26 protein-coding genes and 1 tRNA gene are annotated in these 24,450 nt (G+C 56.2%); 15 read left to right on the top strand and 12 right to left on the bottom strand.

The features are described 5' to 3' along the window. The first annotated feature begins 49 nt into the window (after nucleotides 1-49). The 10 genes from eno (at nucleotide 50) to rpoS (ending at nucleotide 8,226) form a co-directional block, all read left to right on the top strand. Nucleotides 50-1,351: a phosphopyruvate hydratase gene (eno, locus tag WJM78_RS19285; RefSeq protein WP_042033763.1), complete on the top strand. Its 1,302-nt coding sequence runs from the start codon at nucleotides 50-52 to the stop codon at nucleotides 1,349-1,351. A gap of 179 nt (nucleotides 1,352-1,530) precedes the next feature. Then, nucleotides 1,531-1,854, top strand: coding sequence for a cell division protein FtsB (gene ftsB / locus WJM78_RS19280; protein ID WP_108537347.1), 324 nt, complete (start codon nucleotides 1,531-1,533; stop codon nucleotides 1,852-1,854). Further along, nucleotides 1,847-2,533 carry a 2-C-methyl-D-erythritol 4-phosphate cytidylyltransferase gene (gene ispD, locus WJM78_RS19275; RefSeq protein ID WP_108537346.1) on the top strand — a complete coding sequence of 229 codons (687 nt, stop codon included), beginning with the start codon at nucleotides 1,847-1,849 and terminating at the stop codon, nucleotides 2,531-2,533. Before ftsB ends, ispD begins: the two co-directional genes overlap by 8 nt. A gap of 132 nt (nucleotides 2,534-2,665) precedes the next feature. Then, nucleotides 2,666-3,142, top strand: a complete 477-nt coding sequence (gene ispF, locus WJM78_RS19270) for a 2-C-methyl-D-erythritol 2,4-cyclodiphosphate synthase (protein ID WP_042033760.1) — start codon at nucleotides 2,666-2,668, stop codon at nucleotides 3,140-3,142. After that, complete coding sequence (gene truD, locus WJM78_RS19265) at nucleotides 3,142-4,200, top strand: tRNA pseudouridine(13) synthase TruD (RefSeq protein WP_339011097.1); 1,059 nt, start codon at nucleotides 3,142-3,144, stop codon at nucleotides 4,198-4,200. Before ispF ends, truD begins: the two co-directional genes overlap by 1 nt. Next, on the top strand, nucleotides 4,181-4,942 hold the full coding sequence (gene surE / locus WJM78_RS19260) for a 5'/3'-nucleotidase SurE (RefSeq protein WP_108537345.1): 762 nt from the start codon (nucleotides 4,181-4,183) through the stop codon (nucleotides 4,940-4,942). The genes truD and surE overlap by 20 nt, the downstream gene beginning before the upstream one ends. A gap of 4 nt (nucleotides 4,943-4,946) precedes the next feature. After that, nucleotides 4,947-5,564 carry a protein-L-isoaspartate(D-aspartate) O-methyltransferase gene (locus WJM78_RS19255; protein WP_108537344.1) on the top strand — a complete coding sequence of 206 codons (618 nt, stop codon included), beginning with the start codon at nucleotides 4,947-4,949 and terminating at the stop codon, nucleotides 5,562-5,564. Beyond that, the gene (locus tag WJM78_RS19250) at nucleotides 5,561-6,142 is read left to right on the top strand and encodes a YqaA family protein (RefSeq protein ID WP_042033756.1); all 582 of its coding nucleotides are present in this window, start codon (nucleotides 5,561-5,563) and stop codon (nucleotides 6,140-6,142) included. The genes WJM78_RS19255 and WJM78_RS19250 overlap by 4 nt, the downstream gene beginning before the upstream one ends. Before the next feature lie 9 nt (nucleotides 6,143-6,151). Beyond that, entirely contained in the window at nucleotides 6,152-7,195 is a 1,044-nt protein-coding gene (locus WJM78_RS19245) for a peptidoglycan DD-metalloendopeptidase family protein (protein ID WP_042033755.1), read from the top strand. 47 nt (nucleotides 7,196-7,242) lie between these two features. Further along, nucleotides 7,243-8,226 carry an RNA polymerase sigma factor RpoS gene (gene rpoS / locus WJM78_RS19240; RefSeq protein WP_042033754.1) on the top strand — a complete coding sequence of 328 codons (984 nt, stop codon included), beginning with the start codon at nucleotides 7,243-7,245 and terminating at the stop codon, nucleotides 8,224-8,226. Nucleotides 8,227-8,314: 88 nt separating this feature from the next. Here the strand turns inward: rpoS and tsaD are convergent, their stop codons facing one another. Then, on the bottom strand, nucleotides 8,315-9,328 hold the full coding sequence (gene tsaD, locus WJM78_RS19235; protein ID WP_043826335.1) for a tRNA (adenosine(37)-N6)-threonylcarbamoyltransferase complex transferase subunit TsaD: 1,014 nt from the start codon (nucleotides 9,326-9,328) through the stop codon (nucleotides 8,315-8,317). Nucleotides 9,329-9,507: 179 nt separating this feature from the next. Between tsaD and rpsU the strand changes: the two genes are divergently transcribed. The 5 genes from rpsU (at nucleotide 9,508) to WJM78_RS19210 (ending at nucleotide 14,410) form a co-directional block, all read left to right on the top strand. Further along, a complete protein-coding gene (rpsU, locus tag WJM78_RS19230; protein WP_005309452.1) occupies nucleotides 9,508-9,723 on the top strand; it encodes a 30S ribosomal protein S21 in 216 nt (71 codons plus the stop codon). Nucleotides 9,724-9,738: 15 nt separating this feature from the next. Beyond that, a complete protein-coding gene (locus tag WJM78_RS19225) occupies nucleotides 9,739-10,182 on the top strand; it encodes a GatB/YqeY domain-containing protein (protein WP_275929743.1) in 444 nt (147 codons plus the stop codon). An 88-nt stretch (nucleotides 10,183-10,270) separates the two neighbouring features. Beyond that, a complete protein-coding gene (dnaG, locus tag WJM78_RS19220) occupies nucleotides 10,271-12,058 on the top strand; it encodes a DNA primase (RefSeq protein ID WP_339011087.1) in 1,788 nt (595 codons plus the stop codon). Between the two features lie 213 nt (nucleotides 12,059-12,271). Continuing rightward, entirely contained in the window at nucleotides 12,272-14,137 is a 1,866-nt protein-coding gene (rpoD, locus tag WJM78_RS19215) for an RNA polymerase sigma factor RpoD (RefSeq protein ID WP_084204523.1), read from the top strand. A 196-nt stretch (nucleotides 14,138-14,333) separates the two neighbouring features. Continuing rightward, nucleotides 14,334-14,410, top strand: a tRNA-Ile gene (locus WJM78_RS19210). Between the two features lie 574 nt (nucleotides 14,411-14,984). Here WJM78_RS19210 and WJM78_RS19205 read toward each other — a convergent pair. From WJM78_RS19205 to WJM78_RS19155, 11 genes are all read right to left on the bottom strand, one after another. Then, a complete protein-coding gene (locus WJM78_RS19205; protein ID WP_339011083.1) occupies nucleotides 14,985-15,392 on the bottom strand; it encodes a hypothetical protein in 408 nt (135 codons plus the stop codon). An 815-nt stretch (nucleotides 15,393-16,207) separates the two neighbouring features. After that, entirely contained in the window at nucleotides 16,208-16,714 is a 507-nt protein-coding gene (locus WJM78_RS19200; protein WP_339011081.1) for a hypothetical protein, read from the bottom strand. After that, nucleotides 16,711-17,970 (bottom strand): AAA family ATPase, encoded by a 1,260-nt coding sequence (locus tag WJM78_RS19195; RefSeq protein WP_339011079.1) that lies wholly within the window; start codon nucleotides 17,968-17,970, stop codon nucleotides 16,711-16,713. Before WJM78_RS19195 ends, WJM78_RS19200 begins: the two co-directional genes overlap by 4 nt. 83 nt (nucleotides 17,971-18,053) lie before the next feature. Further along, entirely contained in the window at nucleotides 18,054-20,762 is a 2,709-nt protein-coding gene (locus WJM78_RS19190; RefSeq protein WP_339011077.1) for a DUF927 domain-containing protein, read from the bottom strand. Further along, complete coding sequence (locus tag WJM78_RS19185) at nucleotides 20,759-21,010, bottom strand: hypothetical protein (RefSeq protein WP_125601595.1); 252 nt, start codon at nucleotides 21,008-21,010, stop codon at nucleotides 20,759-20,761. Before WJM78_RS19185 ends, WJM78_RS19190 begins: the two co-directional genes overlap by 4 nt. Continuing rightward, complete coding sequence (locus WJM78_RS19180; RefSeq protein ID WP_236760962.1) at nucleotides 21,007-21,174, bottom strand: host cell division inhibitor Icd-like protein; 168 nt, start codon at nucleotides 21,172-21,174, stop codon at nucleotides 21,007-21,009. The genes WJM78_RS19185 and WJM78_RS19180 overlap by 4 nt, the downstream gene beginning before the upstream one ends. 383 nt (nucleotides 21,175-21,557) lie before the next feature. Continuing rightward, nucleotides 21,558-22,283, bottom strand: a complete 726-nt coding sequence (locus WJM78_RS19175) for a hypothetical protein (RefSeq protein ID WP_339011073.1) — start codon at nucleotides 22,281-22,283, stop codon at nucleotides 21,558-21,560. A gap of 4 nt (nucleotides 22,284-22,287) precedes the next feature. After that, complete coding sequence (locus WJM78_RS19170; protein WP_339011071.1) at nucleotides 22,288-23,253, bottom strand: P2 family phage major capsid protein; 966 nt, start codon at nucleotides 23,251-23,253, stop codon at nucleotides 22,288-22,290. Between the two features lie 13 nt (nucleotides 23,254-23,266). Beyond that, nucleotides 23,267-23,902 (bottom strand): GPO family capsid scaffolding protein, encoded by a 636-nt coding sequence (locus tag WJM78_RS19165; protein WP_339011069.1) that lies wholly within the window; start codon nucleotides 23,900-23,902, stop codon nucleotides 23,267-23,269. Beyond that, nucleotides 23,899-24,219: an ogr/Delta-like zinc finger family protein gene (locus WJM78_RS19160; RefSeq protein ID WP_275930300.1), complete on the bottom strand. Its 321-nt coding sequence runs from the start codon at nucleotides 24,217-24,219 to the stop codon at nucleotides 23,899-23,901. The genes WJM78_RS19165 and WJM78_RS19160 overlap by 4 nt, the downstream gene beginning before the upstream one ends. A 39-nt stretch (nucleotides 24,220-24,258) precedes the next feature. Continuing rightward, nucleotides 24,259-24,450 (bottom strand): ogr/Delta-like zinc finger family protein, encoded by a 192-nt coding sequence (locus tag WJM78_RS19155; RefSeq protein ID WP_404294919.1) that lies wholly within the window; start codon nucleotides 24,448-24,450, stop codon nucleotides 24,259-24,261.

Raw genomic sequence — 24,450 nt, 5'->3', positions numbered from 1 at the left:
TTTTTTGGCATATTTTTGTTGTTTTTTTACGAAACCTGAGGAAATACACATGTCCAAGATCGTTAAAGTGATCGGTCGTGAAATCATCGACTCCCGTGGTAACCCGACCGTTGAGGCCGAAGTTCACCTGGAAGGTGGTTTTGTTGGTATGGCAGCCGCGCCGTCTGGCGCGTCCACCGGTTCCCGCGAAGCGCTGGAACTGCGTGACGGCGACAAGAGCCGTTTCCTGGGTAAAGGCGTTCTGAAAGCCCTCGCCGCCGTCAACGGCCCGATCGCTCAAGCTCTGCTGGGTAAAGATGCCAAGGACCAGGCCGCTATCGACCAGATCATGATCGACCTCGACGGCACCGAGAACAAATCCAAGTTTGGCGCTAACGCCATCCTGGCTGTTTCCCTGGCCAACGCCAAAGCCGCCGCCGCTGCCAAAGGCCTGCCGCTGTACGCTCACATCGCCGAGCTGAACGGCACCGCCGGTGTTTACTCCATGCCGCTGCCGATGATGAACATCATCAACGGTGGTGAGCACGCCGACAACAACGTCGACATCCAGGAGTTCATGATCCAGCCGGTTGGCGCCAAGACCCTGAAAGAAGCCGTTCGCATGGGTGCCGAAGTGTTCCACAACCTGGCCAAAGTGCTGAAGTCCAAGGGCTACAACACTGCTGTGGGTGACGAAGGTGGTTTCGCTCCCAACCTGAAATCCAACGCCGAAGCGCTGGAAGTGATCGCTGAAGCCGTTGCCGCTGCTGGCTATGTACTGGGTAAAGACATCACCCTGGCCATGGACTGCGCTGCTTCCGAGTTCTACGATGCCGAGAAGAAAGAGTACAACCTGAAGGGCGAAGGTCGTATCTTCACCTCCAACGAGTTCTCCGACTACCTGGCTGACCTGACCACCAAGTTCCCGATCGTCTCCATCGAAGATGGCCTGGACGAATCTGACTGGGACGGTTTCGCTTACCAGACCAAAGAGCTGGGTAAGAAAATCCAGATCGTGGGTGACGACCTGTTCGTAACCAACACCAAGATCCTGAAGCGCGGCATCGACAACGGCATCGCCAACTCCATCCTGATCAAGTTCAACCAGATCGGTTCCCTGACCGAAACCCTGGCTGCCATCAAGATGGCCAAAGACGCTGGCTACACTGCCGTCATCTCCCACCGTTCCGGTGAGACCGAAGACGCGACCATCGCCGACCTGGCTGTTGGTACCGCTGCAGGCCAAATCAAGACCGGTTCCATGAGCCGTTCTGACCGTGTTGCCAAGTACAACCAGCTGATCCGTATCGAAGAAGCTCTGGGTGCCAAAGCTCCGTTCAACGGTCTGAAAGAAGTGAAAGGCCAGGCTTAATTTCAGCCCGCCTTTAATCTGCTCAAGGCCCCGCCAATATGGCGGGGCTTTTTCGTTTCCGTCATCGCCGGGCGCCGTTTCTGCATTTTTTATTCCGGCCCTGCCCATCCGGGACACTGGCTTCCTTTTGTCTTGCCTGCGAATATGGGAAACTAGGCCGCTTGAAGGAGACTCAGTGCATGCGGCTACTCACTCTTATCCTGCTCTTCCTGTTGGGAGGGCTTCAATATGACCTCTGGCTGGGGAAGAATGGCCTGTCCGATTATCACGAATTGTCCGACGCCATCTCCCGGCAGCAGCAGGACAATCTGGTACTCAAGGACCGCAACGACCTGATTTATCGCGAGATTGACGATCTGACCTCGGGTCTTGAAGCCATAGAGGAGCTGTCGCGTAACGATCTTGGCTACATCAAGCAGAGCGAGACCTTCTACCGGATCATCCCCAAGGATAAGGATAAGGACAAGGGCTCCAGCGCGGGAGATGCAGCCTACGATGACTGATCGCCAGACCGGGCTGACCGCCATAGTCCCCGCCGCCGGGATTGGCAGCCGGATGGGCGCCGATTGTCCGAAACAGTATCTGCAACTGGCGGGACAGACCATTCTCGAGCATACCCTCGGCGCCCTGCTGTCTCACCCGGCTATCACCCAGGTGATAGTGGCGCTGGCACCTCACGATCGCTGGTTTGATGCCCTGCCCGTTGCGACAGACCCGCGTGTCCTGCGGGTAGAGGGGGGCGCCGAGCGCGCCTTTTCCGTTCTCAATGCGCTGCACTTGGCAGAGGGGGAGTGGGTGCTGGTGCACGATGCCGCCCGTCCCTGTCTGACCCACGGCGACCTTGACCGGCTCATCGCCACCGCCATCCCGTGTGGTGGCGCCATTCTGGGTAGCCGGGTGCGCGACACCATGAAGCGTTCAGACGCCATGGGCAACATACTCGGCACCGTCGATCGCGAGCAGCTCTGGCATGCCCTGACGCCGCAGATGTTCCCCAGCCGCACCCTGCTGCGGGCGCTGGAGGAGGGGCTGGCCTTGGGGGCCATCATGACCGACGAGGCCTCTGCCATGGAGCGTGCCGGTTTCACCGTGCGCATGGTGGAAGGGCGTGCCGACAATATCAAGGTGACCCGGCCGGAGGATCTGTCCCTGGCGGGGCTGTTTTTAAGCCAGCAGGCATAAGCTCCTCAGTCAGAACAGACTGTCTCGAACAAACAGGCCCGAACAAGGAGTTAGCATGATCCGGATTGGACATGGTGTGGACGTACACAAAATTGATGGGGTTGGTTTCAGCATGTTGGGAGGTTGCCGCTGATGATGCGCATTGGTCATGGTTTTGATGTACACAAATTTGGTGGGCTGGGCCCCTGCATGCTGGGTGGCGTCGCTGTGCCGTACGAACAGGGCCTGCTGGCCCACTCCGACGGCGATGTGGTGCTGCACGCGGTGAGCGATGCCCTGCTGGGCGCCATCGGTGCCGGTGATATAGGCCGCCACTTTCCCGATACCGCCGCGCAATTCAAGGGGATCGACAGCCGGATCCTGCTACGGGACGTATTTGCCCGAGTAAAAAAGGCAGGCTATGTCATCGGCAATCTGGACGTGACCATCATAGCCCAGGCCCCCAAGATGGCACCCCATATCGACGCCATGTGCGCCGTGCTGGCCGCCGACCTGATGTGTGATTTGCACCGTGTGAATGTCAAGGCGACTACCACAGAACAACTCGGGTTTACGGGGCGCAAGGAAGGGATCGCCACCGAAGCCGTCGTCTTACTGGTGAAACAATAATGTTGGAACAACTCAGTTATCTGCACGGGGCGCCCACCGCCCGTGGCATTCTCAAGGCCGAGGCCAGTGATTTCGTGGTGGTTGAGGATCTTGGCTTCGAGCCCTGTGGCGAGGGTGAACACATTTTCGTGCGGGTGCGTAAAACCGGCGAAAACACCGCCTGGGTGGCGGGCCTGCTGGCCGATGCGGCCGGGGTCAATCGCAACGCAGTGACCTGGGCTGGCCTCAAGGATCGCCACGCCGTGACCGAGCAGTGGTTTGGCATTCACCTGCCAGGCAAGAGTGAGCCGGACCTCTCGGTCATCCAGAGCGATAGCATCCAGATCTTGCAAGCCAGGCGCCATAACCGCAAATTGCGGGTTGGTTACCTCAAGGGCAACCACTTCACCCTGCGTCTGACCGGGCTGGAACAGGCCGAGGGACTGGCGTCACGCCTACAGGCTATCGCCAGCCAGGGGGTGCCGAACTATTACGGTGAGCAGCGTTTTGGCCGTGGTGGCAACAACCTGGAAGCGGCCAAGGCGATGTTTGCCGGCAAGCGGATCCATGATCGCAACAAGCGCTCCCTCTACCTCTCTGCCGCCCGCAGCATGCTGTTCAATGCCATTGTCAGCGCCCGCATCGAACAGGGGCTGGCTCACCAGCTGCTGGCCGGTGATTGCGTGATGCTCAAGGGCAGCCACTCCATCTTCAGCGAAGAGCTGCTGACCCCTGAGCTCGAGGCCCGTCTCGCCTCCGGTGATGTGCAGCTGACCGCCCCCCAATGGGGTCGTGGCCGGCTGGCGAGCCAGGGGGCGGCCGCCGAGTTCGAGCAGGCCGTGCTGGTGCCTTACCGCGACTGGTGCGACGGCCTGGAGAAGGCTGGCCTGGAGCAGGACCGTCGTCCGCTCCTGCTCAAGCCGGGGCAGATGAGCTGGCAGCTGGACGACGAGGCGTTGACCCTGTCGTTCTTCCTGCCGGCCGGCGCCTTTGCCACCAGTGTGGTACGCGAATTAATGCAGGCCGAAGAGGCCGATCATGGTTTCAGGAATCAGTCCGATGCGAATTCTGGTCAGTAATGACGATGGGGTGCATGCCGAGGGGATCCGTGCCCTCAGCGATGCGTTGACGGCCTGCGGCGAGGTCATCGTTGTCGCGCCGGATCGCAACCGCAGCGGCGCGAGTCACTCCCTGACGCTGGAGGTGCCGCTGCGGGTTACTCGTCTCAGCGAAACCGGCTTTAATGGGATCGAGAGCTATGCGGTGAAGGGAACGCCGACTGACTGCGTGCATCTGGCGGTCAACGAACTGGTGCGCCCTGAACCCGACATGGTGGTGGCGGGCATCAACCACGGTGCCAACCTGGGGGATGATGTCATCTACTCTGGCACGGTCGCGGCGGCTACCGAAGGGCGTCACCTCGGCTTTCCCTCGCTGGCCATCTCGCTGGTAGGCAAGACCCACTTCGCCAGCGCGGCCCACTATGCGGCCCTACTGGTGAAGGGCATGATGGTGCACCCGCTGCCCGCCGATCAGATCCTCAACGTCAACGTGCCGGACTTGCCCCTCGAGCAGATCAAGGGGATCAGAGTGACTCGTCTTGGCAACCGTCATCGGGCGGAGTCGGTGATCCGTACCGAGGATCCCCGTGGTCAGCCCATCTACTGGATAGGCCCCCCCGGCAGTCAGCAGGATGCGGGAGAAGGCACGGATTTTGCCGCCATCGAGCAGGGCTACGTCTCGATCACCCCCCTGACCATCGATATGACTGCTTACAGCAGTCTGGCGGGTCTGGGGGCTTGGTTAGACCTGCAGGGATGAAGGTGTGATAGTACAGCGCCTGTTAAACCAGCTGATCGCGCAGGACATTCGTGATTTCCGCGTACTCGCGGCGATTGCGAAAGTGCCGCGCCAGCTGTTTGTGGATGAAGCCATGGCCCACAAGGCTTGGGACAACACGGCGTTGCCCATCGGCCACGGTCAAACCATCTCCCAGCCTTATATGGTGGCGCGGATGACCGAGTTGCTGATCCAGAATGCTCCTGCCCATGTGCTGGAGATTGGTACTGGTTCCGGTTATCAGACGGCGGTGTTGGCGCATCTGGTGGAGCATGTCTACACAGTGGAGCGGATCAAGTCGCTGCAGTTTCAGGCCAGACGCCGGTTGCGGCAGCTCGATCTGCACAATGTTTCCGCCAAGCACGGCAACGGCTGGCTGGGCTGGCCCAACAAGGGGCCGTTTGATGCGATCCTGGTGACGGCGGCGGCCAGCGAAGTGCCCACCGCCCTGACCGATCAACTGGCCGATGGCGGCCGTCTGGTACTGCCGGTGGGGGACAGCCAGCAGATGTTGCAGCTGATCGAGCGATCCGGCTCCCAGCTGACCAGCAAGATCCTGGAGCCGGTAAGGTTTGTTCCCCTGATCGACGGAGATGTTGAGTGACCTTGTTTTCTCGTTTGTACGTGCTGGTGATGCAGTGGGCCCGCCACAAGTATGCCCCTTATTATCTGGCGATCACCGCCTTTGCCGAGTCGGTGTTCTGGCCGATCCCGGTGGACGTGATGCTGGCGCCCATGGCGCTGGCCAGGCCGCACAAGGCGTGGCACTACGCCGCACTGGCGACGATCTTCTCCGTATTGGGGGCGCTGTTTGGCTATGCACTCGGTTATGCCCTGTGGGAGCCAGTGGTGCAGCCGCTGGTTACCTCGGTGGGATATGAAGAGAAGATTAGCCTGGCCCGGCAGTGGTTCGAGCAGTGGGGCATCTGGGTGATTTTTATTGCCAGCTTCACGCCGATCCCCTACAAGGTGTTTACCGTCACGGCAGGCCTGTTGCAAATGGCGCTATTGCCCTTCATCGTGACCTCGTTGATCGGTCGTGGCATGCGCTTCTTTTTGGTCGCGGGCCTGATGCGCTGGGGCGGTGAGAAGATGGAGCGCAAGCTGATGCACTATGTGGATGTGCTGGGCTGGCTCTGTATTTGTTTGGCCGTTGTGGCCTATTTCTGGTTTAGTCGTTAAGGATCCACTATGCGTTCGCGTGTTTGGCAAGGAAGCAGTATCGTCGTGTTGTCATGGCTGCTGCTCGCTTGCTCTTCCAGCAAGACTGCTGCTCCGGTACAGGGATTGGGCAATGATCGCCTTGTCTCGACCGTACCGACTCGTCAGGGGACAGCTCAGCCGGCCATTCAGGGCAACAGCTACACGGTGAAAAAAGGGGATACCCTCTACTCCATCGCCTTCAACTCGGGCAATGATGTACCGTCTCTTGCCAGCCTCAACGGCATCAGCCCTCCCTATAACATCTATCCGGGACAACAGATCCGGTTCGATTCGTCCGCCGGCAGCCAGACGGTTGCACGCAGTGCCGGCACCTATCAGGTTCGCCCTGGGGATACTCTGAGCAGCATAGGCCGTCAGTTTGGCATGTCGAATCAGACGCTGGCACAGAGTAACAGCCTGCAGGCACCCTATGCACTCCAGGTTGGCCAGGTGCTGAATGTGCAGTCTGCCAGCACGGGAGGTAGCCAGATGGTCGCCGCGACCCGTCCGGTCACGCCACAAAGTACCGGCCCCAAACCCCTTGCGACAGCGCCATCAGGTACGACCACCCCATTTATCAAACAGAAAACGATTGCTCAGCCATCTTCAAAAGAATACGCTCAGATCAAAGAACAAAAAACAGACAATAAGCCTCAGTCGAAGCTATCTTGGCACTGGCCGACACAAGGCCGGATCGTCGAGGGTTTCTCCGTTGCAGAACAGGGAAACAAGGGCATAGATATCGCTGGTCAGAAGGGGCAACCCGTCTACGCAGCGAGTGGCGGCAAGGTCGTCTATGCGGGTAGCGCACTAAGGGGTTATGGCAAGCTGATTATCCTCAAGCATGATGACGACTACCTCTCTGCCTACGCTCACAATGATGAGTTGCGGGTTAGGGAAGGGGATAGCGTCAAGGGCGGAGAAGTCATTGCCAAGATGGGTAGCACGGACGCACCGGATGTGCGATTGCACTTTGAAATCCGGTATCGAGGCAAATCGATAAACCCGATGAGCCATTTGCCAAAGCGTTAACCCCAGAGAGTTAAGTCTTACTCTGGTTCAGGTCAGGGAGACACGCCATGAGCCAAGAACAACTGGTTATGCAGGATGCAGAGTTAGAGTTTGACGCCGAATCCGAGTCCCATGAAGTAGAAGAGTTGGGCGAGGTCGTCGCCGAGGTGGAAGAGACCATCTCCGATGAACTGATGGCACCGGAACTGAACAAGGTGATGGATGCCACCCAGCTCTACCTGGGGGAGATTGGCTTCTCCCCCCTCCTCACTGCCGAAGAGGAGGTCTATTACGCCCGTCGTGCCTTGCGAGGTGATAAAGCCGCCCGCAAGCGCATGATCGAATCAAACCTGCGACTGGTGGTTAAAATCGCCCGTCGCTACAACAACCGCGGCCTGGTGCTGCTGGATCTTATTGAAGAGGGCAACCTCGGTCTTATTCGCGCAGTCGAGAAGTTCGACCCCGAGCGCGGCTTCCGTTTCTCCACCTATGCTACCTGGTGGATCCGCCAGACCATAGAGCGGGCCATCATGAACCAGACTCGCACCATCCGTCTGCCCATCCATGTGGTCAAGGAGCTGAACGTCTATCTGCGTACTGCTCGTGAACTCTCTCATCGCCTCGATCATGAACCAACCGCAGAGGACATCGCCTTTGCGCTGGATCGCTCGGTAGACGACGTGAATCGCATGCTCAAGCTTAACGAGAAGATCACCTCCGTGGATACCCCAATAGGCGGAGATCGCGACAAGGCGCTGCTGGATGTGCTCTCTGATGAACGTGGTATGGGGCCCGAGCTGGAGTCGCAGGATGACGATATGCGTGCCAGCATTGTGCACTGGCTGGAGGAGCTAAATCCCAAGCAGCGTGAGGTGCTGGCTCGTCGTTTTGGCCTGCTCGGTTATGAACCGGCCACGTTGGAAGACGTGGGGTCCGAGATCGGCTTGACCAGGGAGCGGGTACGCCAGATCCAGGTGGAAGGACTGCGTCGCCTGCGGGAGATCCTGATGGGGCAGGGGCTCTCCATCGAGGCGCTGTTTCGGACCAACTAGCGAGTACCAATCAGGGCGCCTATGCGCTGCTGACTGCAACCAAAAAGGGGCCTTCAGCCCCTTTTTCATTGCAGCCGGATCTGCAGGATCACACCGGATCCAGGGTGTCCAGCGGCCAGCGTGGTACGGCCTTGACCGCCAGCGGCTCGAACACGCCCGCTTTCAGACGCTGCATACCGGCATAGGCGATCATGGCGCCATTATCGGTGCAATATTCGGTGCGTGGATAGAACACCTCACCCTTGAGACTCTCCATGAGCTCGGCCAGTTGGGCACGCAGGTGACGGTTGGCACTGACACCACCGGCCACCACTAGGCGCGTGAGGCCGGTCTCTTTCAAGGCGCGACGGCACTTGATGGCCAAGGTATCGACCACCGCATCTTCAAACGCACGGGCGATATCGGCACGGGTCTGCTCATCGTCACCGTTGGCGGCAATGGTGTTGGCAGCAAAGGTCTTGAGACCGGAGAAGCTCATATCGAGCCCCGGACGGTCAGTCATGGGACGGGGGAAGTGGAAACGTCCGGTGGTGCCCTTCTCGGCCAGACGGGAGAGCAGGGGACCGCCCGGATAATCCAGCCCCATCAGCTTGGCGGTCTTGTCAAACGCCTCACCGGCGGCATCATCGATGGATTCGCCCAGCAGCTGATAGCTGCCGATACCGTCGACCCGCACCAGCATGGAGTGACCACCGGAGACCAGCAGCGCCACGAAGGGGAACTCGGGCGCTCTCTCTTCCAGCATGGGGGCCAGCAGGTGGCCTTCCATATGATGCACGGCGATGGCAGGTTTGTTCCACGCCATCGCCAGCGAGCGGCCTATGGTCGCCCCTACCAGAATGGCGCCAACCAGACCCGGGCCCGCGGTATACGCGATGCCATCAATATCATCTTTGCCCAGTCCCGCCTCTTGCAATGCGGCCTGGATCAACGGGATCGTCTTGCGGACATGATCCCGGCTGGCGAGTTCGGGGACGACGCCACCGTAGTCCGCATGCAGCTTGACCTGGCTGTATAACTGATGGGAAAGGATCCCTTTTTGATCGTCGAAGATCGCGATCCCTGTTTCGTCACAGGATGTCTCTATGCCCAATACACGCATTGCTAAAAAATTTCACTGCTAAAATGAGACGGCTATGGTAACCTTCGCGGGTTTTTTAAACCAGAGCGATCTCTGCGGGTTTACTTTCATTCCCTGTCCAGAGTATAATTTCGCACCATTTTAAGACATGCTGATCGACTGATGGTCAGCTAACAATATATCACTGAGGTGAAAGGCACATGCCAGTAATCAAAGTCCGTGAAAATGAGCCGTTTGACGTTGCTCTGCGTCGCTTCAAGCGTTCTTGCGAAAAGGCCGGTATCCTGTCTGAAGTTCGTAGCCGTGAGTTCTACGAGAAGCCGACTACCATTCGTAAGCGCGCCAAAGCGTCTGCTGTAAAGCGTCACGCCAAGAAGCTGTCTCGCGAAAACGCACGTCGTATCCGCCTGTACTAATCGGGAGATAATGCCGTGTCTCTGAAGGATCAACTCAAGGATCAGCAAAAACTCGCCATGCTTGCCAGAGATAAGGCTCGCCTGGGGACGATCCGTTTGTTGATGGCAGAAATCAAGCTGCGTGAAGTTGATTCCCGTATCGAGCTCAATGATGAGGATATCCTCGCTGTCGTGATCAAAATGGTCAAACAGCGCCGCGATTCCATCAGCCAATTTGAAGCTGCCGGTCGCCAGGATCTCGCCGACAAAGAGTCCGCAGAGATCGTTGTGCTGCAGGAATTCCTGCCACAACAGCTGACCGCAGACGAAATTGCCGCACTGATTGAGCAAGCCATCACTGAAAGTGGTGCTGCCGTCATGGCTGATATGGGCAAGGTCATGGCTGTCTTGAAGCCGAAAATTCAGGGACGTGCCGATGTGGGCGCCGTCAGTGCTCAGGTGAAAACCCGCTTGGCGTAACAGGCAACTCTCTTGTTTGGTCGAAGAAGCCGTGCTTCCCTGGGAATGCGCGGCTTTTTTATTTTCTCCGCAATGAAACAGGACGGTTATGGCAGGCAGGATCCCACAATCCTTTATCGATGATCTGCTCGTACGCACAGACATAGTCGAGCTGATCGACTCGCGAGTGCGGCTGAAAAAAGCCGGTAAAAACTACCAGGCTTGCTGCCCTTTTCATAACGAAAAAAGTCCCTCTTTTACCGTCAGCCAGGAGAAACAGTTCTACCACTGCTTCGGTTGTGGCGCCCACGGCAACGCCATCGGTTTTGTCATGGAGTACGACGGTCTCGAATTTCCCGATGCCATTGAAGAGCTTGCCAACATGCAGGGCATGCAGGTGCCTCGCGAACAGAGCTTTGGTAGCTCGGCCAATAGCCAACCGGCCGTCAGTAAGGATCTGTTCGAGCTGATGAACCAGATCGCCCGCTTCTACGAGAGTAATCTCAAGAGCGCTCCCCATGCGGTGGAGTACCTCAAAGGGCGCGGTCTGACCGGTGAAGTGGTCAAACGATTCAATATCGGCTACGCCCCCAGTGATTGGGATCAGGTGCGCCGCCGCTTCGGCGGCAGCCGGGATCACGAGCAGTTGCTTATCTCGGGCGGCATGCTGATCACCCGTGACAATGGCCCGGGCAGCTATGATCGCTTTCGTGATCGCATCATGTTCCCGATCCGCGACAAGCGTGGCCGGGTAATCGGTTTCGGTGGCCGGGTGCTCGGCGATGGCACGCCCAAGTACCTGAACTCGCCAGAGACCCCCATCTTCCATAAAGGGCGGGAGCTGTTCGGTCTCTACGAGGTGAAGCAGGCACACAAGGATCCTCGCCGGATCCTGGTGGTGGAGGGCTACATGGACGTGGTGGCGCTTGGTCAGTACGACATCGACTATGCGGTGGCGGCGCTGGGTACCGCCACCACCAGCGACCATATCCACACCCTGTTTCGCACTACCGCCGAGGTGGTCTGCTGCTACGACGGTGACAACGCCGGTCGTGAAGCAGCCTGGCGGGCGCTGGATAATGCTCTTTCCCATCTGCAGGATGGGCGTGAACTCAAGTTCGTGTTCCTGCCTGATGGCGAGGATCCAGATTCGCTGGTCCGCCAGATTGGCAAGGAGGGCTTTGAAGCCCTGCTGGACCAGGCCCAGCCTTTCGCCGACTTCATGTTTGAGCGTCTGGGGCGGGATGCGGCACTGTCCGGTGAGGCGGGCAAGTTCGAGGTGGCCAATAAGGCTGCCGAGTTGATCCGCCGGGTACCGGAAGGGTTTACTCGTGAGGGGCTGATCACCCGTCTCTCCAGCATGATGCGCTGGGGTGAGAACAAGCAGCGCATCGCCGAACTGTTCGCCCGCAATAGCCAGCCCAAGGCCGAGCTTACCAAACCCAAGGCTGCCAAGCTGACGCCGCTGCGCCGGGCACTGGCTCTGATGATCCAGTACCCAGCGGTGACGGCCGAGCTGCCGGCTATGCCTGAGCTGGCCGGGCTGCGGGTACAAGGAATCAAGTTCTTGCTGCAGCTGCATCAGCAGATCCTGGCGCAGCCCGGGATCACCACGGGCATCTTGCTGGAGCACTGGCGCGGTACCAAAGAGGGCGAGATCCTCGCCCAGCTGGCGATGCACGACTTGTTTGAAGAGATCAAGCTCAACCAGGAGCCGGATATTCTGGGAGAACTGCAGGATACCTTTGTCGGTTTCATCAACCAGTTTCTGAAGCAACGAATTGAAGAATTGCAGGCCAAGGTGGCTCAGGAAGGGTTAAGCTCTGAGGAAACGCAAGAGCTGATGATGCTGATCAGAGAGGTACAGATTGAGAAAAGAAATGAGAGTGGGGCTTGATATCTGAGTGATTAGTCCCAATATGAATACCGTTGCCCGAATCGACGGGATTAAAAGCAAAAATTTTATAACCGCCTGGCCCCGACAATACTGCGGGCAGGGGTTTCTCATGACCGACGCCGCAACCAGACATAGCATGTCTGGCGGTTTTCTATTAGAATTGGCTATTTGCGCAGCAGCGCACTGTACGCGCAACCTAGCATCACCAACCGGATGAGTTCTATGGAGCAAACCCCGCAGTCTCAGCTTAAACTCCTCGTTGCCAAAGGTAAAGAACAGGGCTACCTGACCTATGCCGAGGTGAACGATCACCTCCCGCAAGACATTGTCGACTCTGACCAGATCGAAGACATCATCCAGATGATCAACGATATGGGTATTCAGGTGGTTGAAAACGCCCCGGATGCTGATGACCTTATCATGGCTGAAGGTGGTACCGCCGATGAGGACGCTGCCGAAGCAGCTGCCCAGGCACTGGCATCTGTTGAATCTGAGATTGGTCGTACGACCGATCCCGTCCGCATGTATATGCGGGAAATGGGTACCGTCGAACTGCTGACCCGCGAAGGCGAAATCGACATCGCCAAGCGGATCGAAGACGGTATCAACCAGGTGCAAAGCTCCGTTGCCGAGTACCCGGAAGCGATTACCTATCTGCTTGAGCAGTATGATAAATACGAAGCAGAACAGCTGCGCCTGTCCGACATCATCTCGGGTTTCATCGATCCTAACGAAACCGATGACGTCGCGCCGACCGCGACTCACATTGGTTCTGAACTCGGCGAAGCCGATCTGGCCGACGAAGATGAAGATGAAGACGAAGATGAAGACGACGACGGCGAAAGCTCGGACGACGACGGTGACGGTGGTCCGGATCCGGAAGTCGCTCGCGAGAAGTTTGGTGAGCTGCGTGCCCAGTATGAGGTAACGCGCCTCTCCATTCAGAAGAATGGCCGCGCGCACGAAGATACCCAGGCCGCGATTGCTTTGCTGGCCGACGTATTCCGTCAATTCCGCCTGATGCCCAAGCAGTTCGATCGTCTGGTCAACAACATGCGTGGGATGATGGAGCGGGTCCGTGTCCAGGAACGCATCATCATGAAACTCTGCGTTGAGCAGGCCAAGATGCCGAAGAAAACCTTCGTCGCGGCCTTCACCAACAACGAGTGTGAAACGGCTTGGTTTGAATACCAGAAACAGGCTGGCAAAGCCTGGTCTCCCCGTCTGGTCGAGATGGATGAAGACGTGCTGCGTTCCATCGGCAAGCTGCAGCAGATCGAAGAGGAGACTGGTCTCTCCATCGCCCAGATCAAGGATATCAACCGCCGCATGAGCATAGGTGAGGCCAAGGCCCGCCGTGCGAAGAAAGAGATGGTTGAGGCCAACTTGCGTCTGGTTATCTCTATCGCCAAGAAGTACACCAACCGTGGTCTGCAATTCCTGGATCTTATCCAGGAAGGCAACATCGGTCTGATGAAGGCGGTAGACAAGTTTGAATACCGTCGTGGCTACAAGTTTTCGACTTACGCTACCTGGTGGATCCGTCAGGCCATTACCCGCTCCATCGCGGATCAAGCCCGTACCATCCGTATCCCGGTACACATGATCGAGACTATCAACAAGCTCAACCGTATCTCCCGTCAGATGCTGCAGGAGATGGGTCGCGAACCGAACCCGGAAGAGCTGGCCATGCGCATGGGCATGCCGGAAGACAAGATCCGCAAGGTATTGAAGATCGCCAAGGAGCCCATCTCCATGGAGACGCCCATCGGTGATGATGAAGACTCTCACTTGGGCGACTTCATCGAAGATACCACTCTGGCTCTGCCGGCGGATGCCGCGACCAGCGAAAGCCTGCGCAATGCGACTCGCGAAGTGCTGGCAGGTCTGACCGCCCGCGAAGCCAAGGTGCTGCGGATGCGTTTCGGGATCGACATGAACACTGACCATACCCTTGAGGAAGTGGGCAAGCAGTTCGACGTCACCCGTGAGCGTATTCGTCAGATCGAAGCCAAGGCACTGCGCAAATTGCGCCACCCGAGCCGTTCGGAAGTGCTGCGCAGCTTCTTGGACGAATAGTCCCTGGTATGTGCCCAGAGCCGTCGTCTCAAAAGCCCCGCTATGCGGGGCTTTGTTTTATCCGGACTTTATGGGACGTGAGCCGGTTGGCAGGAATATTGGCAGGAAAGTGGACAAAATGTCGCCAAGTGGTTGATCTGCCTATAGACTGGCTTCTCTACATCTCCTATAATCCACGCCGCAAAACCAACAATCTGGCCCCTTAGCTCAGTTGGTTAGAGCAGTCGACTCATAATCGATTGGTCGCCCGTTCAAGTCGGGCAGGGGCCACCAATTCCAGAGGGTTGGCGAGTTAGTACTCGCCAACCCTCTTTTCGCTAGGATACCTATAGGATATTTCAGCCTGTAGAGCATCCACTCTAAAATAGCTCTTATCCCCCCTAAAAAAATTTTCCCCATCAGGTAGAAAAAAAGCTCCGGCCCCCTCAAAGAGACACCATTGAGGCTTGCTTTTGGATCTCTTTCACATGACCAGGCATTTTCCTTTTTATCTCTATATGTCGAAAAAACTGGGGTTACACGGGTTACGAGGTTACAACTCGGCTCTAGCCCAGTGCTGGCGCGGCTTTGCGCTGTAACCTCTGTCGTGGCCTGAAAAGCTGATAGAGGTTACACGCAGTGGAAACGGTGTGAGGTTACAAGCCTCTAGCCCTTGTCTGGCTTGGGCTACAGCCACTTTCGTCCACTGTGTAACCTGTAACCCCGAGAGGTTACAAATTTCAGCGGCTTAAGTGAAATGGAGGAGAGAGCGCTACGTACACGGCTAACGCGGTGTGCTTCGATGGGTCTACATTCTCTACATCGAGAGTTCCTTTTTGCGCCACTTTTGATTGCTACCACATTGTGGCTACGAACCCCACTTTGCTAGAACGGCAACAAGGCCGGTGATTGTCCCGATCAGACCACTTAACGCAGTAATGTAGGGTATGCGCCTTGCCCAACGCTCCGAACGATATTTCTCCTCTTCGCGGATGGCAGAGCGAACCTTCTGCTCGCCTACAAGTGATAAATAATAACGGTGGCCATCCAGCCCACTTGGCTGGTAATCAGGCGATAAAGCTTCATCCACGAACAATTGCGGAGTGGGAATTCTAAGCTCACGAGCACGACTCAAAAGCTGCCGAGAATGGAAACTGGCCTCGTCCTCATCAAGGAGTTGGTATTCGAACTGCCAATGACTGAAGTCCCAAAACACAGCTGAATGTCCCCCGCTCTTGATGAAACGGCGCCGATCTTGGTCAGACTTTCGGTTCATGAAGTATCTGCGAAGCTTTAGCCGTGTGCCTTCTGGCATTGGCATGACGTGTAGCAACCGGAATATGTTCATCGTTTTTCTGTCGAAACCTCTATTTGTCTGCGGCAAGCATACAGTGAGTAGATGGAGTGCGATCTTAATCAGACAACAGTGTTTTCTCCTTAGCTCCACCCCATCAACGTAATCAATACATGAAAATCATTTCATTGTGCTCCCTCAGTGTCCAGAAGTGCCTCCATTAGGTTCAGCACAGACACTCAACCAGGGATCAGCGATGGACTCAGCCTTGAGGTCTGCATGCGTACTAGCATGAGTGGAAAACTGAAAATTTTCAGATCATTCAAATCCGAAAAACTATCATAACTCATTGTTTTTAAATGATAATGTCAGATTTTTTTCTGCAAGCTGAAAAGTGTGTGGCATGGGGAAATGGCCACGGAAAATAGAGTTTTTATATAAATATCAGATGGTTATGTTTTTTGTCTGGTCCAAAAATGGGGCGTGTTTTTTCCAAAAGCTGAAATTCCTTTCACTTCTTGAAATTCCATCCGGGCACCTAAACCCCAAGCTCGGCGCGGCCTAGAGCTAGGAAACTGCGGTAATCCAGTTTTGCAAAAAATTTTCTTGGTGCGGCCCGCAGGCGGGAGCGGAAGAGCGCAGATTTCGTGATGTCACTGTGGCTTTGTCTCATGTCACAAGGACTCAGTATATTCAGATTATCCCTGAAAGATTTTATTCATCCGACTTTATAATAAAAGACCCCTAGCAATGGGATCTTTTATTATTTCAACATTTCAAGTGTAAAAAATCTATTGTTAACGCGCAGCCCGTCGCCTCGGCTGTGTTCGTATTTCAGGTGATTCTTCTTGAAGACCTTGGTCACCAGTCAATATTTCCACATGCCTTCCCATATCAAGGTAATAACTTGCGACATCCTTTATTGTTGCATCGCCGATTGATATAGCTCTTGCAGCAAGATCAGGCCAACCATCCGCCAATAATATTAGTCGCTCTGTCGTCCACAGCTCAGATTGTTCAACGAAGGCAGCCCATGGACTATCTCCATTCGCACACTCCCTTATTTTATCTGACAATTTTAATGCCGTATTGTAACAATTAGCATGTCTTGTAATATGATTTCCTGTTTCAATTATGGTTGCCAAAGGGAGTACTAGTAACGCACCTTCTGCTCTTGATGCTTCGATTTTCTCAACTATACGTTCATGGGTCCACTTATCTCTCAGAGGGCCACAATCAAGCATCCCTGGCACTTGGAGCCATACACACAGAACACTTGTATCTATTATCAAGACCTTTCTCATAAAGAATCTCCCGACATCAGTGCTTTTTCAATCGCACCTTCTGCTGAGAGTCTCCCTAATGAGCCTCTTGCCATTAAGTAGTCTAGCTTCTCCACATCTTCCAATGGAGTTAATACACTAAACCCTGTTGTTAGGTCTCTATGTGCCACAGTAATAAATGGAACCATTTTATTGCCGGCTGCATCTAATAACGCGGGGTTATGTGTCGTTACAATAACATCAATATTCCTATCGCTGCCAAGATCTCTTAGCATATTAATAAGGATTTTTGCTCTAGAAGGATGTAATCCATTATCAATTTCTTCAATTACAAGAAGACTTCCTTCTGCTCTAGTGAGCATAGCTGTTACAATTGCTAAATAGCGCAATGTCCCATCAGACATTCCTCTCGCATCGACAGTTTCTTCATTACTATCATGCCATGTTTCCGAACAGTAGATCATTGCATCAGTTTTGAATCTTCCAACAGACTCAGCCCACACTTTAGTTATGTCTTTTTCGGGTAGCTTTCTTAGATAGTCTGTCAGAATTTCCTCAACTGTTTGCTTTTCATCATTCTCTAACGCTGCCAAAACTCCTGCGATATTCGAACCATCAGATTGTAATTTATCTGAGAATGGAGAATATCCTCTCATGTGACTTGGGATTGGGTCAAAGACGAATATTTTTTGCAGTTGGTCGATTACCAACTTTACTGCATCTTGAATTTCCTTTCGAATCAAAAGACTTTCCGCTTGATTAATAATCGTAAACGAACGATTTAGATCAAGTCTCTTTCCTGGTCCATTAGTACCCGATGCAAAATATGCCGGTATACTTGGAGTTCCAGTAACATCTTGTTGCTGAGTATAGAAAAGACGCTTTTCTTTTGCAGTCGTTGATCTTGGCCCATAACGCTGAATCAATAATTCTTCTTGCGATACTTCCGCTCTTGTTGTTTCTTGTACTCTGACAGTAAGAGAATATTTGTAATCAATGGATTTGTTTTCTGTGCCGAAAATCACTTCAATCGAAAACTCGTCGGTACCTCTCCTACAAATCCACTCAGCCCCACCTCTAAGAGGTGAGATATTCATATCACCAAAAATTGATTGATGTAAACTAAGTCCTGAAGTCGCTCTTTGTAAAAACACTAATGCATCGAGAACATTAGACTTACCACTGGCATTTGTACCAATCAGTATTGTTAACGGGTCTATATATAAACTGGACTTTTCATAACTCTTCCAGTTAGTCAGGTTTATTTGTTTTATCACTTTAGCCCCTCACTCTTGCAAAACATTTTAATGAAAATTATATCTGCAACGAATCGTACTATTTGTCGAAGCTAGCTACAACACTATGGAGTCAGAAAAATAGAACATCCTAACATGTATACCCGTACAGGTTTTGAAGTATTAGGGAGCCGCACTAGCATTTGTGTTTTACCTGGCTGTGCTTTGACTATCCAACCTTGTTTAAGCGCTAAACGTGCAGCCTTTTTATAGTCTCTTCCTTGGTTTATCTCCCTCCATCCTTCCGGTAACACAAAGAAAATCACTTCTTCATCATTACCTATATGTGGGCTTTTGCGATATCCCACCATCTGAGCAGGCCTGTGGTTTGGGTCATCCCAGTCCGCAAACCGACTGTACTGATAGGCAGTGAAGAACTGGCGGATCTGGCGCAGGGTTGCGGCGTCTTCCTGGTTGCCAAGGTGGCCACGGTCGGCCAACCACGCATCAAGGCAAATTCTCGCGGCTTTGGTGGCTTCTCCCGATTGCCATCCAGTGATGCCTAAGCGGGTGGCCAGCTCACCAGCTGCGGCTACTAGGGCAAAGCGGTTAATGGCTCGACCGACCTGATTACCTGCGCCCTCTGGTGTCATGGTGGTGATCAGTTGGCGGATCTCGGCCTTCATCCAGGTGCTGTGTGTGTTCAAGTCGTTGGCCAATGCTTCGATGTAGGCCCGGAAGGCAGTGCCGTGCTGGCCTTGCAGGCGCTCGCGTAGCGCGTCAGCAAACTGGCGGCCACCGGCCATGCCGTGCAGCTCTTCAAACGCGCCGTGCTTGCCGGTATCGCTCGGGATCTGGATTGTACGGATCTCCATACCGGCAAAGGTGCGCTGGCCTGCTTGCTCAGCGTGGTCTTCCAGGGAAAGCTCGCCAGTTGAGAGGAACAACAAACGCCACTGTTTGCGTTCACGTAGTTCCCCATCCTGGCGGCTTCGCCCCTTGCCCTGGCCATTGGCCAGCATGTAGGCCACCAGACCCGCCTCCCGGCCATCCACCTCCTTGATTTCATCCAGGCAGAGGAGGGCATCGTTGCGGCGACTGGCGATCCCTTCTATGGCGTTACCGGTGGCCCGCCATGTGTGTGCGAATGCCTCGGGGCCGTACACGCTGGCGGCGGCCATCATCACGGTGGTTTTGCCATCGGTACTTTCGCCCTTCAGGTGGAAACCGCCCCCCTCGACCCCAATCAGCGTTAGCAGGGGGGCCGCAAAGGCACAGGACAGGGAAAAGGCCAACCGGCTGTTGCCTACCGCTAGGGCGGCCACCTGGGCTTGCCATTCAGCCAGAGTGCCGGACGTGGTGAAGTCGTTGTTCACATAGCCGGTGGTTTGCAGGATCACCTCGTTGGCATCCGGCCCCAGGTTGCCGTTTGGCAGCACATAGGCTTGCTTGTGCCAGCCGGTGCGATCAACACAAGTGATCCGGGCTTGCGGTTGGCAGCTCATCAGGTAATCACGCAGCAGGTTCTTTTTGCTCATGTTGATATAACTGAGCCCGCTTTCTGCCAGCTGGCCGAACACCTCCTCACCGCCTTTGTGAACCAGCATTCGCATGGGCATTGCCCAGCGGCGGGTCTTGCCGTTGGTATCCCGCCATTCCAGCAATCGTCCAAAGCCCTGGCCCTGCTCGGTATGGGTGATCGCGGTGACGTGCAGGGGTGAGCAGATAGGCACCGGCACACGCTCCGCCTCTTCTCCCTTGCCGCGCCACTCCATGGCAAAGAGCCGCTCTTTGCTCATGCTGTAGTTGTCTGGCAGTTCTGGGGTTTTGGGGGGCAGTTGTGCCGGTGTCTGAGTCTTTGCGTAAGAGGTCATGATCGCCTTCTTGGTATCGAGCAGCCCATGGGCTTGGTGGTAGTAGTTCCAATCACCGGCCTCATTAGGAAGGCACACGAGCCCTCCTACCACTGCAGCGGCTTGTTGGGCTTTGGCTTGGCCTGGGTTGCCATCAATCTGGGCATCGTTATCCCCCGCAATCAGGATCGGCTCTGCTCCTTCGCGGCGTTTGGCTATCTCTGCGACTGCCTGCAGGTTGCCCGTATCCATGGCGCAATAGATGGTTGCGCCTGTTGCCAAGTGGACGGATACGCCCGTTGCGTAGCCTTCACAGATGGCGACTTGCAGGCCACCGGTTAACCGATGAAATGCCCCTGCTTTCTGGCCGCCGGCCAAATAGCGTTTTTCGCCTTGTGCGTCGATTAGCTGGACGTTGACCAGCTGATCATTTTCATCTGTTAGCGGTATTACCAGGGAGCCTTGGGGGAAGTTGTGCCGGGCCTCGCGGATCAAGGTCTGATTGGTGTCTGCCAGCCAATCTGGCAAATGTTTAAGGGCCAGATAGGGGCTACGTCCTTTGATGCAATCTCGCATGATAGAGGCCGCCCTGGTGCAGGCTTTGCGCTTGGCTTTTTCCTCATCCTGTCGGGCCTTGGCCGCTATCTGCTCCGCATTCTGACGGCGGGCTGCTAACTCTTGCTCATCAAGACCCGATGCAGATAGCCCTAGTAGGGTGGCCACCTCTTGGGCGGCCTCCTTGGTGCTTTTGTGGGTGGCCTTGGCCAGTAGGGTTAAGCCATCACCGGCCCCGCATTGTGTGCAGATCCAGGTTCCTCGGCCTTCCTTGTCATCCAGGCGAAACCGGTCTTTCCCACCACAGGCAGGGCAGGGGCCATGCTGGCCACGTTTGGGAATAGAAAGCCCCAGCTCTGCTAGGATTGCGGGCCATTGACCACGGGCTGCCAGAGAGACATCAGAGACAATACGATGGGAGATCATGATTCACCTCCCGGTAACCGGTCATTCAGTTCGCTGATCCGGCAAGAGTTCGTTTCTACCTCTTTGGCGAGTCCACGCAACAGGCCAGATAGGCCATAGGTAAATTCTTCGTGCTCGATACGGTCTTTACGCTCCCAATCCACGCTGGCAGTCAGCAACCGGGAAAGGGTATTCAGGGCGCAGGCAGATACATCGAGATCAGCGGTGACACGAGTAAGTTCTTTTGAAGGGTGAGGGTGTTGATTCATGCTTGCCCCCTTTTCGCACAGGGAATACGGGCAACAAACACAAGGGGTAAGCCGGGAAGATTGGCGCGGGCTTGGGCTTCGGTATCAGCGACAGCAGAAATGGTACGTATACGGTGCAGGTCAGAGACCCGGCCACGAGTGGCGATCAGGAAGGTGAAGATCATTGGGGTTATCCCTACGTGAAGTTGACGCAGGGCGGATCGGGTAGCCGCAAAGCAGTGCTCACGTAGGCAGGCACAGTGGGGGCGTTTTCTTTGGCTCCCGACCCATGCCCCCAAAACAGGATAGATCTCCGGCAAGGTGCCAGAAATGGGGGAAAGGGATACAAATTTTCCTACGTGAGTCGCTGCTTGCGGGTGCTTAATCCGCCAGCCTTGTCGCTTGCTTAAGGCGACATGGGAGAGGCTATCCGAATTGATCCATGGATGCAACTCTTGCCGGGGATCAGGGGCTTTGCTATGGTACATGGGCTTGCTCCTCTGGAATTGGGGGTGGGGTAAGCAAATAGGGAGCCCTGGCAGGCTCCCTTTTGTATTTCCGGTTTGTGTTACTCCCCAAGCTCCCTCAGTAAGCACTGGCGCTTGCCTGGGCTGTTGCACAGTGCCAGCAGGTCAGCCGCTTGCGGGCGGGTCGAGGTAGCCAGCACTTCACGGGCGGCGGGCTTGTCGCCATCCAGTGCCACCTGCTCACCGCTCATGGCCTCTTTGAGGGCGTGGGCCAGCTCGTTCTGTGCCCACTTGCGCGCCCCTTCCTGCCCCATGATGGTGGCCTTGGCGTGGGTCAGGGCGGCCAGCTCGGCCAGTCGCCCCTTGAGCCCGTTGAGGATGGACGGCATCACCTTGTGGTCGAGATAGCTTTCATAGCTTCCGGCCACCATGCTCTGGGCGCTGTTGACCGCCAGCTGGGTCTGATAGAGCGGCATGGCCAAGCGCTTTTCCTGACACTCCGACAAGGTGGTCGCCGCCTTGGCATCCTCCAGCAGCTCCCCCAGCTCGCGGTATTCCTGCGCCGCTTCCAGTGACACTACCCCGCCCATCAGTTGGTTAATGCGCCCCTGGCGCAGCTCTTCGCGGCGCTCCTTGGCGGGTGGGATTTGGGCTAGTAAGGCTTTGCGTTGTGCACGCAGCACCTGAATTTCGCTGTCCAGCTCCATCAGCTTGCGGTGCTCGCTTTGGAACAGGGCCACGTGTTCATCCAGTCGGCTGGCGCGGGTGCCCACTGGGGCATTAGGGAGCTGAGTAGTCGGCGCGGCCTGCAAAGTCGGTTGTTGCATGGGGTTACTCCTCGGTGGCAAGGGTGATGGCATCAAAGGCGGCGTAAGCGGTGGGCTCGCCCAGGGCGTAGGACTGGGCGCGGTTGTAGCGAATGCCCCAGCTGGCGAGGTCGTCAATGTCCCCCGCGTTGAGGCGGTGGGTACGGTTGACGGTGAGCACTTGCAGGTTCTCGACCAAGGTAATGCCCAGATAGGTGCTCGGCATGTGCTGGTGCGAGACAAAGCCCAAGTCGGCAATCTTCATGCGCTGGGTTTTGTCCCGTACCTGTCCGGCCTTGAGGTGGGCTTTCTGGTGGGTGCGCAGCAGGTCGCCGCCTACCATCACCACCAAGCGCGGGTCTTGGCGGTAGGCTGGCGGCAGCGTCTCAATCAGGGCATAGACCATCGCGTCCAGGTCGGTGAAATCGCCCTTGCCGCTGGGGTCGAACGTCACGGCATTGCGCAGCACCCGCAGCCCTTCGGGGTCGGCGGCCTTGGCCAGCGCAGGCCAGCCCACCATCACATCTTCCCCGTTCGGGTTGGCCTCGGGGTCGGTGTTGACGGCGGCAGTCTGGCCATGGAAGCCGACCCGTATCAGGTCATCCGCAAAGGCGGCCAACGCCAGCTCTTCGAGCAGGTTGTTAGCTTGGCTCTGGTCGAGCCCTGCCAGCATCTGGGCCAGCTGTTGCCACGTCCAGATGGCGCTGCTGTCCAGCTCTTCGTATTCGTGTTCGCGCTTGCTCGGCTCGGCCCGCACCAGAAAGCGCCCTTGTGCCTTGCGGCCACTGCGCAGGGCTGGCTTGAGTGGGTCAAAGCGCAGCGCGTGGGGGTCATCCACGCCCTGGATAGAGACCATCCACAGAAACGGGGCGGCCTGTAGCATGGCCGCTGTCAGGGCCATGCTGGCGGCGTTGTCGAGGTTGCCAAAGCTGGGTTGAGGCGCAGGGATAAAGCTCAGGCGCACATCGTGCAGCAGGTCAGATAAGCTCATCGGGTGGGGCTCCTTAGTAAACACGGTAATGGTTGGCGTGGGTGGGGTCGTCACTGCGGTCAGCAGCGGGGGCGCTCGGCTGGTTGGGTCGATACGGGGTGAAGCTGTCGAGCTTGCGGCAAAGGGCCGTCACCTCCGCTGACAGGGCCTCTATCTGGCTAAACATCTGCTCGGGTTTTGATGTCCGGAAAGTGGGTTTTGCAGGCACAACGGGCGCAGAGACAGGCACCAGCAGGGGACGCCTGCTCGGCGGCTTGGCGCTAAATTGCAGCTGGGTGAGCCCCGTCAGGGTCGGCTGGTCAGTGACAGTCACGCCGGACAGATACCACTTGCCGGTGCCTGCGAAATTCTCGCTGGCCTCAATGGCGCAAAAGGCATGGGTGCCGCTGGTGTTGAGCTCTATCAGTTCCAGAGTGGGGCACAGCTCGGCCAGCAGCTTGAGCTGGTCGCCTTGCTCTTGCAGTTTCAGGGCGTGGACGTGCCCCAACGGGCGACCTCGTACCCCATCTGGCCAGAGGTTGGCCACGTAAAAATTCGGGTCATACGTCTCGGCCAACTGGCGCAGACACTCGGGCGTGATGGTGCGGCCATCCAGTGTTGCCCCCGTGCTGGCGATACAAATCCAGCCTGTTTTTACCTGACTGCTCATCCTGCCCTCCGCAGTGTTACCGTGGGTTTCTCGCGCTCTTGCGCGGCTTGTATATCCAGCTGCTGCTGGTGTTCGTTCACGCTTTGACACAAGGTGGCGTGGGCCTCGGGTGACATGGCCCGCACCAGTGCCAGGGTTAGCTCATTGGCCCGCTTGGCGGACGGGCTCAGGGTGTGGCTGTAGGACACGGTGGACACCCAGGAGTGACGGCACGCAATATCCGAACAGCGGCAATAGAGGTTGGCGACCCCCGCTGTCATGCGGTTGGTCTTGGTAATGCGGCCTGGTTTGCCGCACTCGGTGCAAAGCACACGCATAGTTTCCCTCCGGCACAAATGGCGTGAGGCATCATTGGGTTACGGCTTGGTAACGGGTGACGTCTCGGGAATTTTCCTGGCTGACGGGTGCAGGGTGTGGCTGTATGACAGGGACGACACCCACGAATGACCGCACTCGGGGTCAATGCATTGGCAATAGAGCGTGGCCACGCCTCGGGTGTGTCGATAGGTCTTGGTAATACGGCCCAGTTCGCCGCACTCGGTGCACAT

Source organism: Aeromonas popoffii, from assembly GCF_037818705.1.
In the GTDB taxonomy this organism is placed as follows: Bacteria; Pseudomonadota; Gammaproteobacteria; order Enterobacterales; family Aeromonadaceae; genus Aeromonas; species Aeromonas popoffii.
This window is presented reverse-complemented; position numbering and strand designations above follow the sequence as displayed.

Excerpts from the sequence above, each read along its gene's own strand:
- eno (WP_042033763.1), top strand. The coding sequence starts at position 50 with ATGTCCAAGATCGTTAAAGTGATCGGTCGTGAAATCATCGACTCCCGT.
- ftsB (WP_108537347.1), top strand. The coding sequence starts at position 1,531 with ATGCGGCTACTCACTCTTATCCTGCTCTTCCTGTTGGGAGGGCTTCAA.
- ispD (WP_108537346.1), top strand. The coding sequence starts at position 1,847 with ATGACTGATCGCCAGACCGGGCTGACCGCCATAGTCCCCGCCGCCGGG.
- ispF (WP_042033760.1), top strand. The coding sequence starts at position 2,666 with ATGATGCGCATTGGTCATGGTTTTGATGTACACAAATTTGGTGGGCTG.
- truD (WP_339011097.1), top strand. The coding sequence starts at position 3,142 with ATGTTGGAACAACTCAGTTATCTGCACGGGGCGCCCACCGCCCGTGGC.
- surE (WP_108537345.1), top strand. The coding sequence starts at position 4,181 with ATGCGAATTCTGGTCAGTAATGACGATGGGGTGCATGCCGAGGGGATC.
- WJM78_RS19245 (WP_042033755.1), top strand. The coding sequence starts at position 6,152 with ATGCGTTCGCGTGTTTGGCAAGGAAGCAGTATCGTCGTGTTGTCATGG.
- rpoS (WP_042033754.1), top strand. The coding sequence starts at position 7,243 with ATGAGCCAAGAACAACTGGTTATGCAGGATGCAGAGTTAGAGTTTGAC.
- tsaD (WP_043826335.1), bottom strand. The coding sequence starts at position 9,328 with ATGCGTGTATTGGGCATAGAGACATCCTGTGACGAAACAGGGATCGCG.
- rpsU (WP_005309452.1), top strand. The coding sequence starts at position 9,508 with ATGCCAGTAATCAAAGTCCGTGAAAATGAGCCGTTTGACGTTGCTCTG.
- dnaG (WP_339011087.1), top strand. The coding sequence starts at position 10,271 with ATGGCAGGCAGGATCCCACAATCCTTTATCGATGATCTGCTCGTACGC.
- rpoD (WP_084204523.1), top strand. The coding sequence starts at position 12,272 with ATGAGTTCTATGGAGCAAACCCCGCAGTCTCAGCTTAAACTCCTCGTT.
- WJM78_RS19205 (WP_339011083.1), bottom strand. The coding sequence starts at position 15,392 with ATGAACCGAAAGTCTGACCAAGATCGGCGCCGTTTCATCAAGAGCGGG.
- WJM78_RS19200 (WP_339011081.1), bottom strand. The coding sequence starts at position 16,714 with ATGAGAAAGGTCTTGATAATAGATACAAGTGTTCTGTGTGTATGGCTC.
- WJM78_RS19190 (WP_339011077.1), bottom strand. The coding sequence starts at position 20,762 with ATGATCTCCCATCGTATTGTCTCTGATGTCTCTCTGGCAGCCCGTGGT.
- WJM78_RS19185 (WP_125601595.1), bottom strand. The coding sequence starts at position 21,010 with ATGAATCAACACCCTCACCCTTCAAAAGAACTTACTCGTGTCACCGCT.
- WJM78_RS19180 (WP_236760962.1), bottom strand. The coding sequence starts at position 21,174 with ATGATCTTCACCTTCCTGATCGCCACTCGTGGCCGGGTCTCTGACCTG.
- WJM78_RS19175 (WP_339011073.1), bottom strand. The coding sequence starts at position 22,283 with ATGCAACAACCGACTTTGCAGGCCGCGCCGACTACTCAGCTCCCTAAT.
- WJM78_RS19170 (WP_339011071.1), bottom strand. The coding sequence starts at position 23,253 with ATGAGCTTATCTGACCTGCTGCACGATGTGCGCCTGAGCTTTATCCCT.
- WJM78_RS19165 (WP_339011069.1), bottom strand. The coding sequence starts at position 23,902 with ATGAGCAGTCAGGTAAAAACAGGCTGGATTTGTATCGCCAGCACGGGG.
- WJM78_RS19160 (WP_275930300.1), bottom strand. The coding sequence starts at position 24,219 with ATGCGTGTGCTTTGCACCGAGTGCGGCAAACCAGGCCGCATTACCAAG.
- WJM78_RS19155 (WP_404294919.1), bottom strand. The coding sequence starts at position 24,450 with ATGTGCACCGAGTGCGGCGAACTGGGCCGTATTACCAAGACCTATCGA.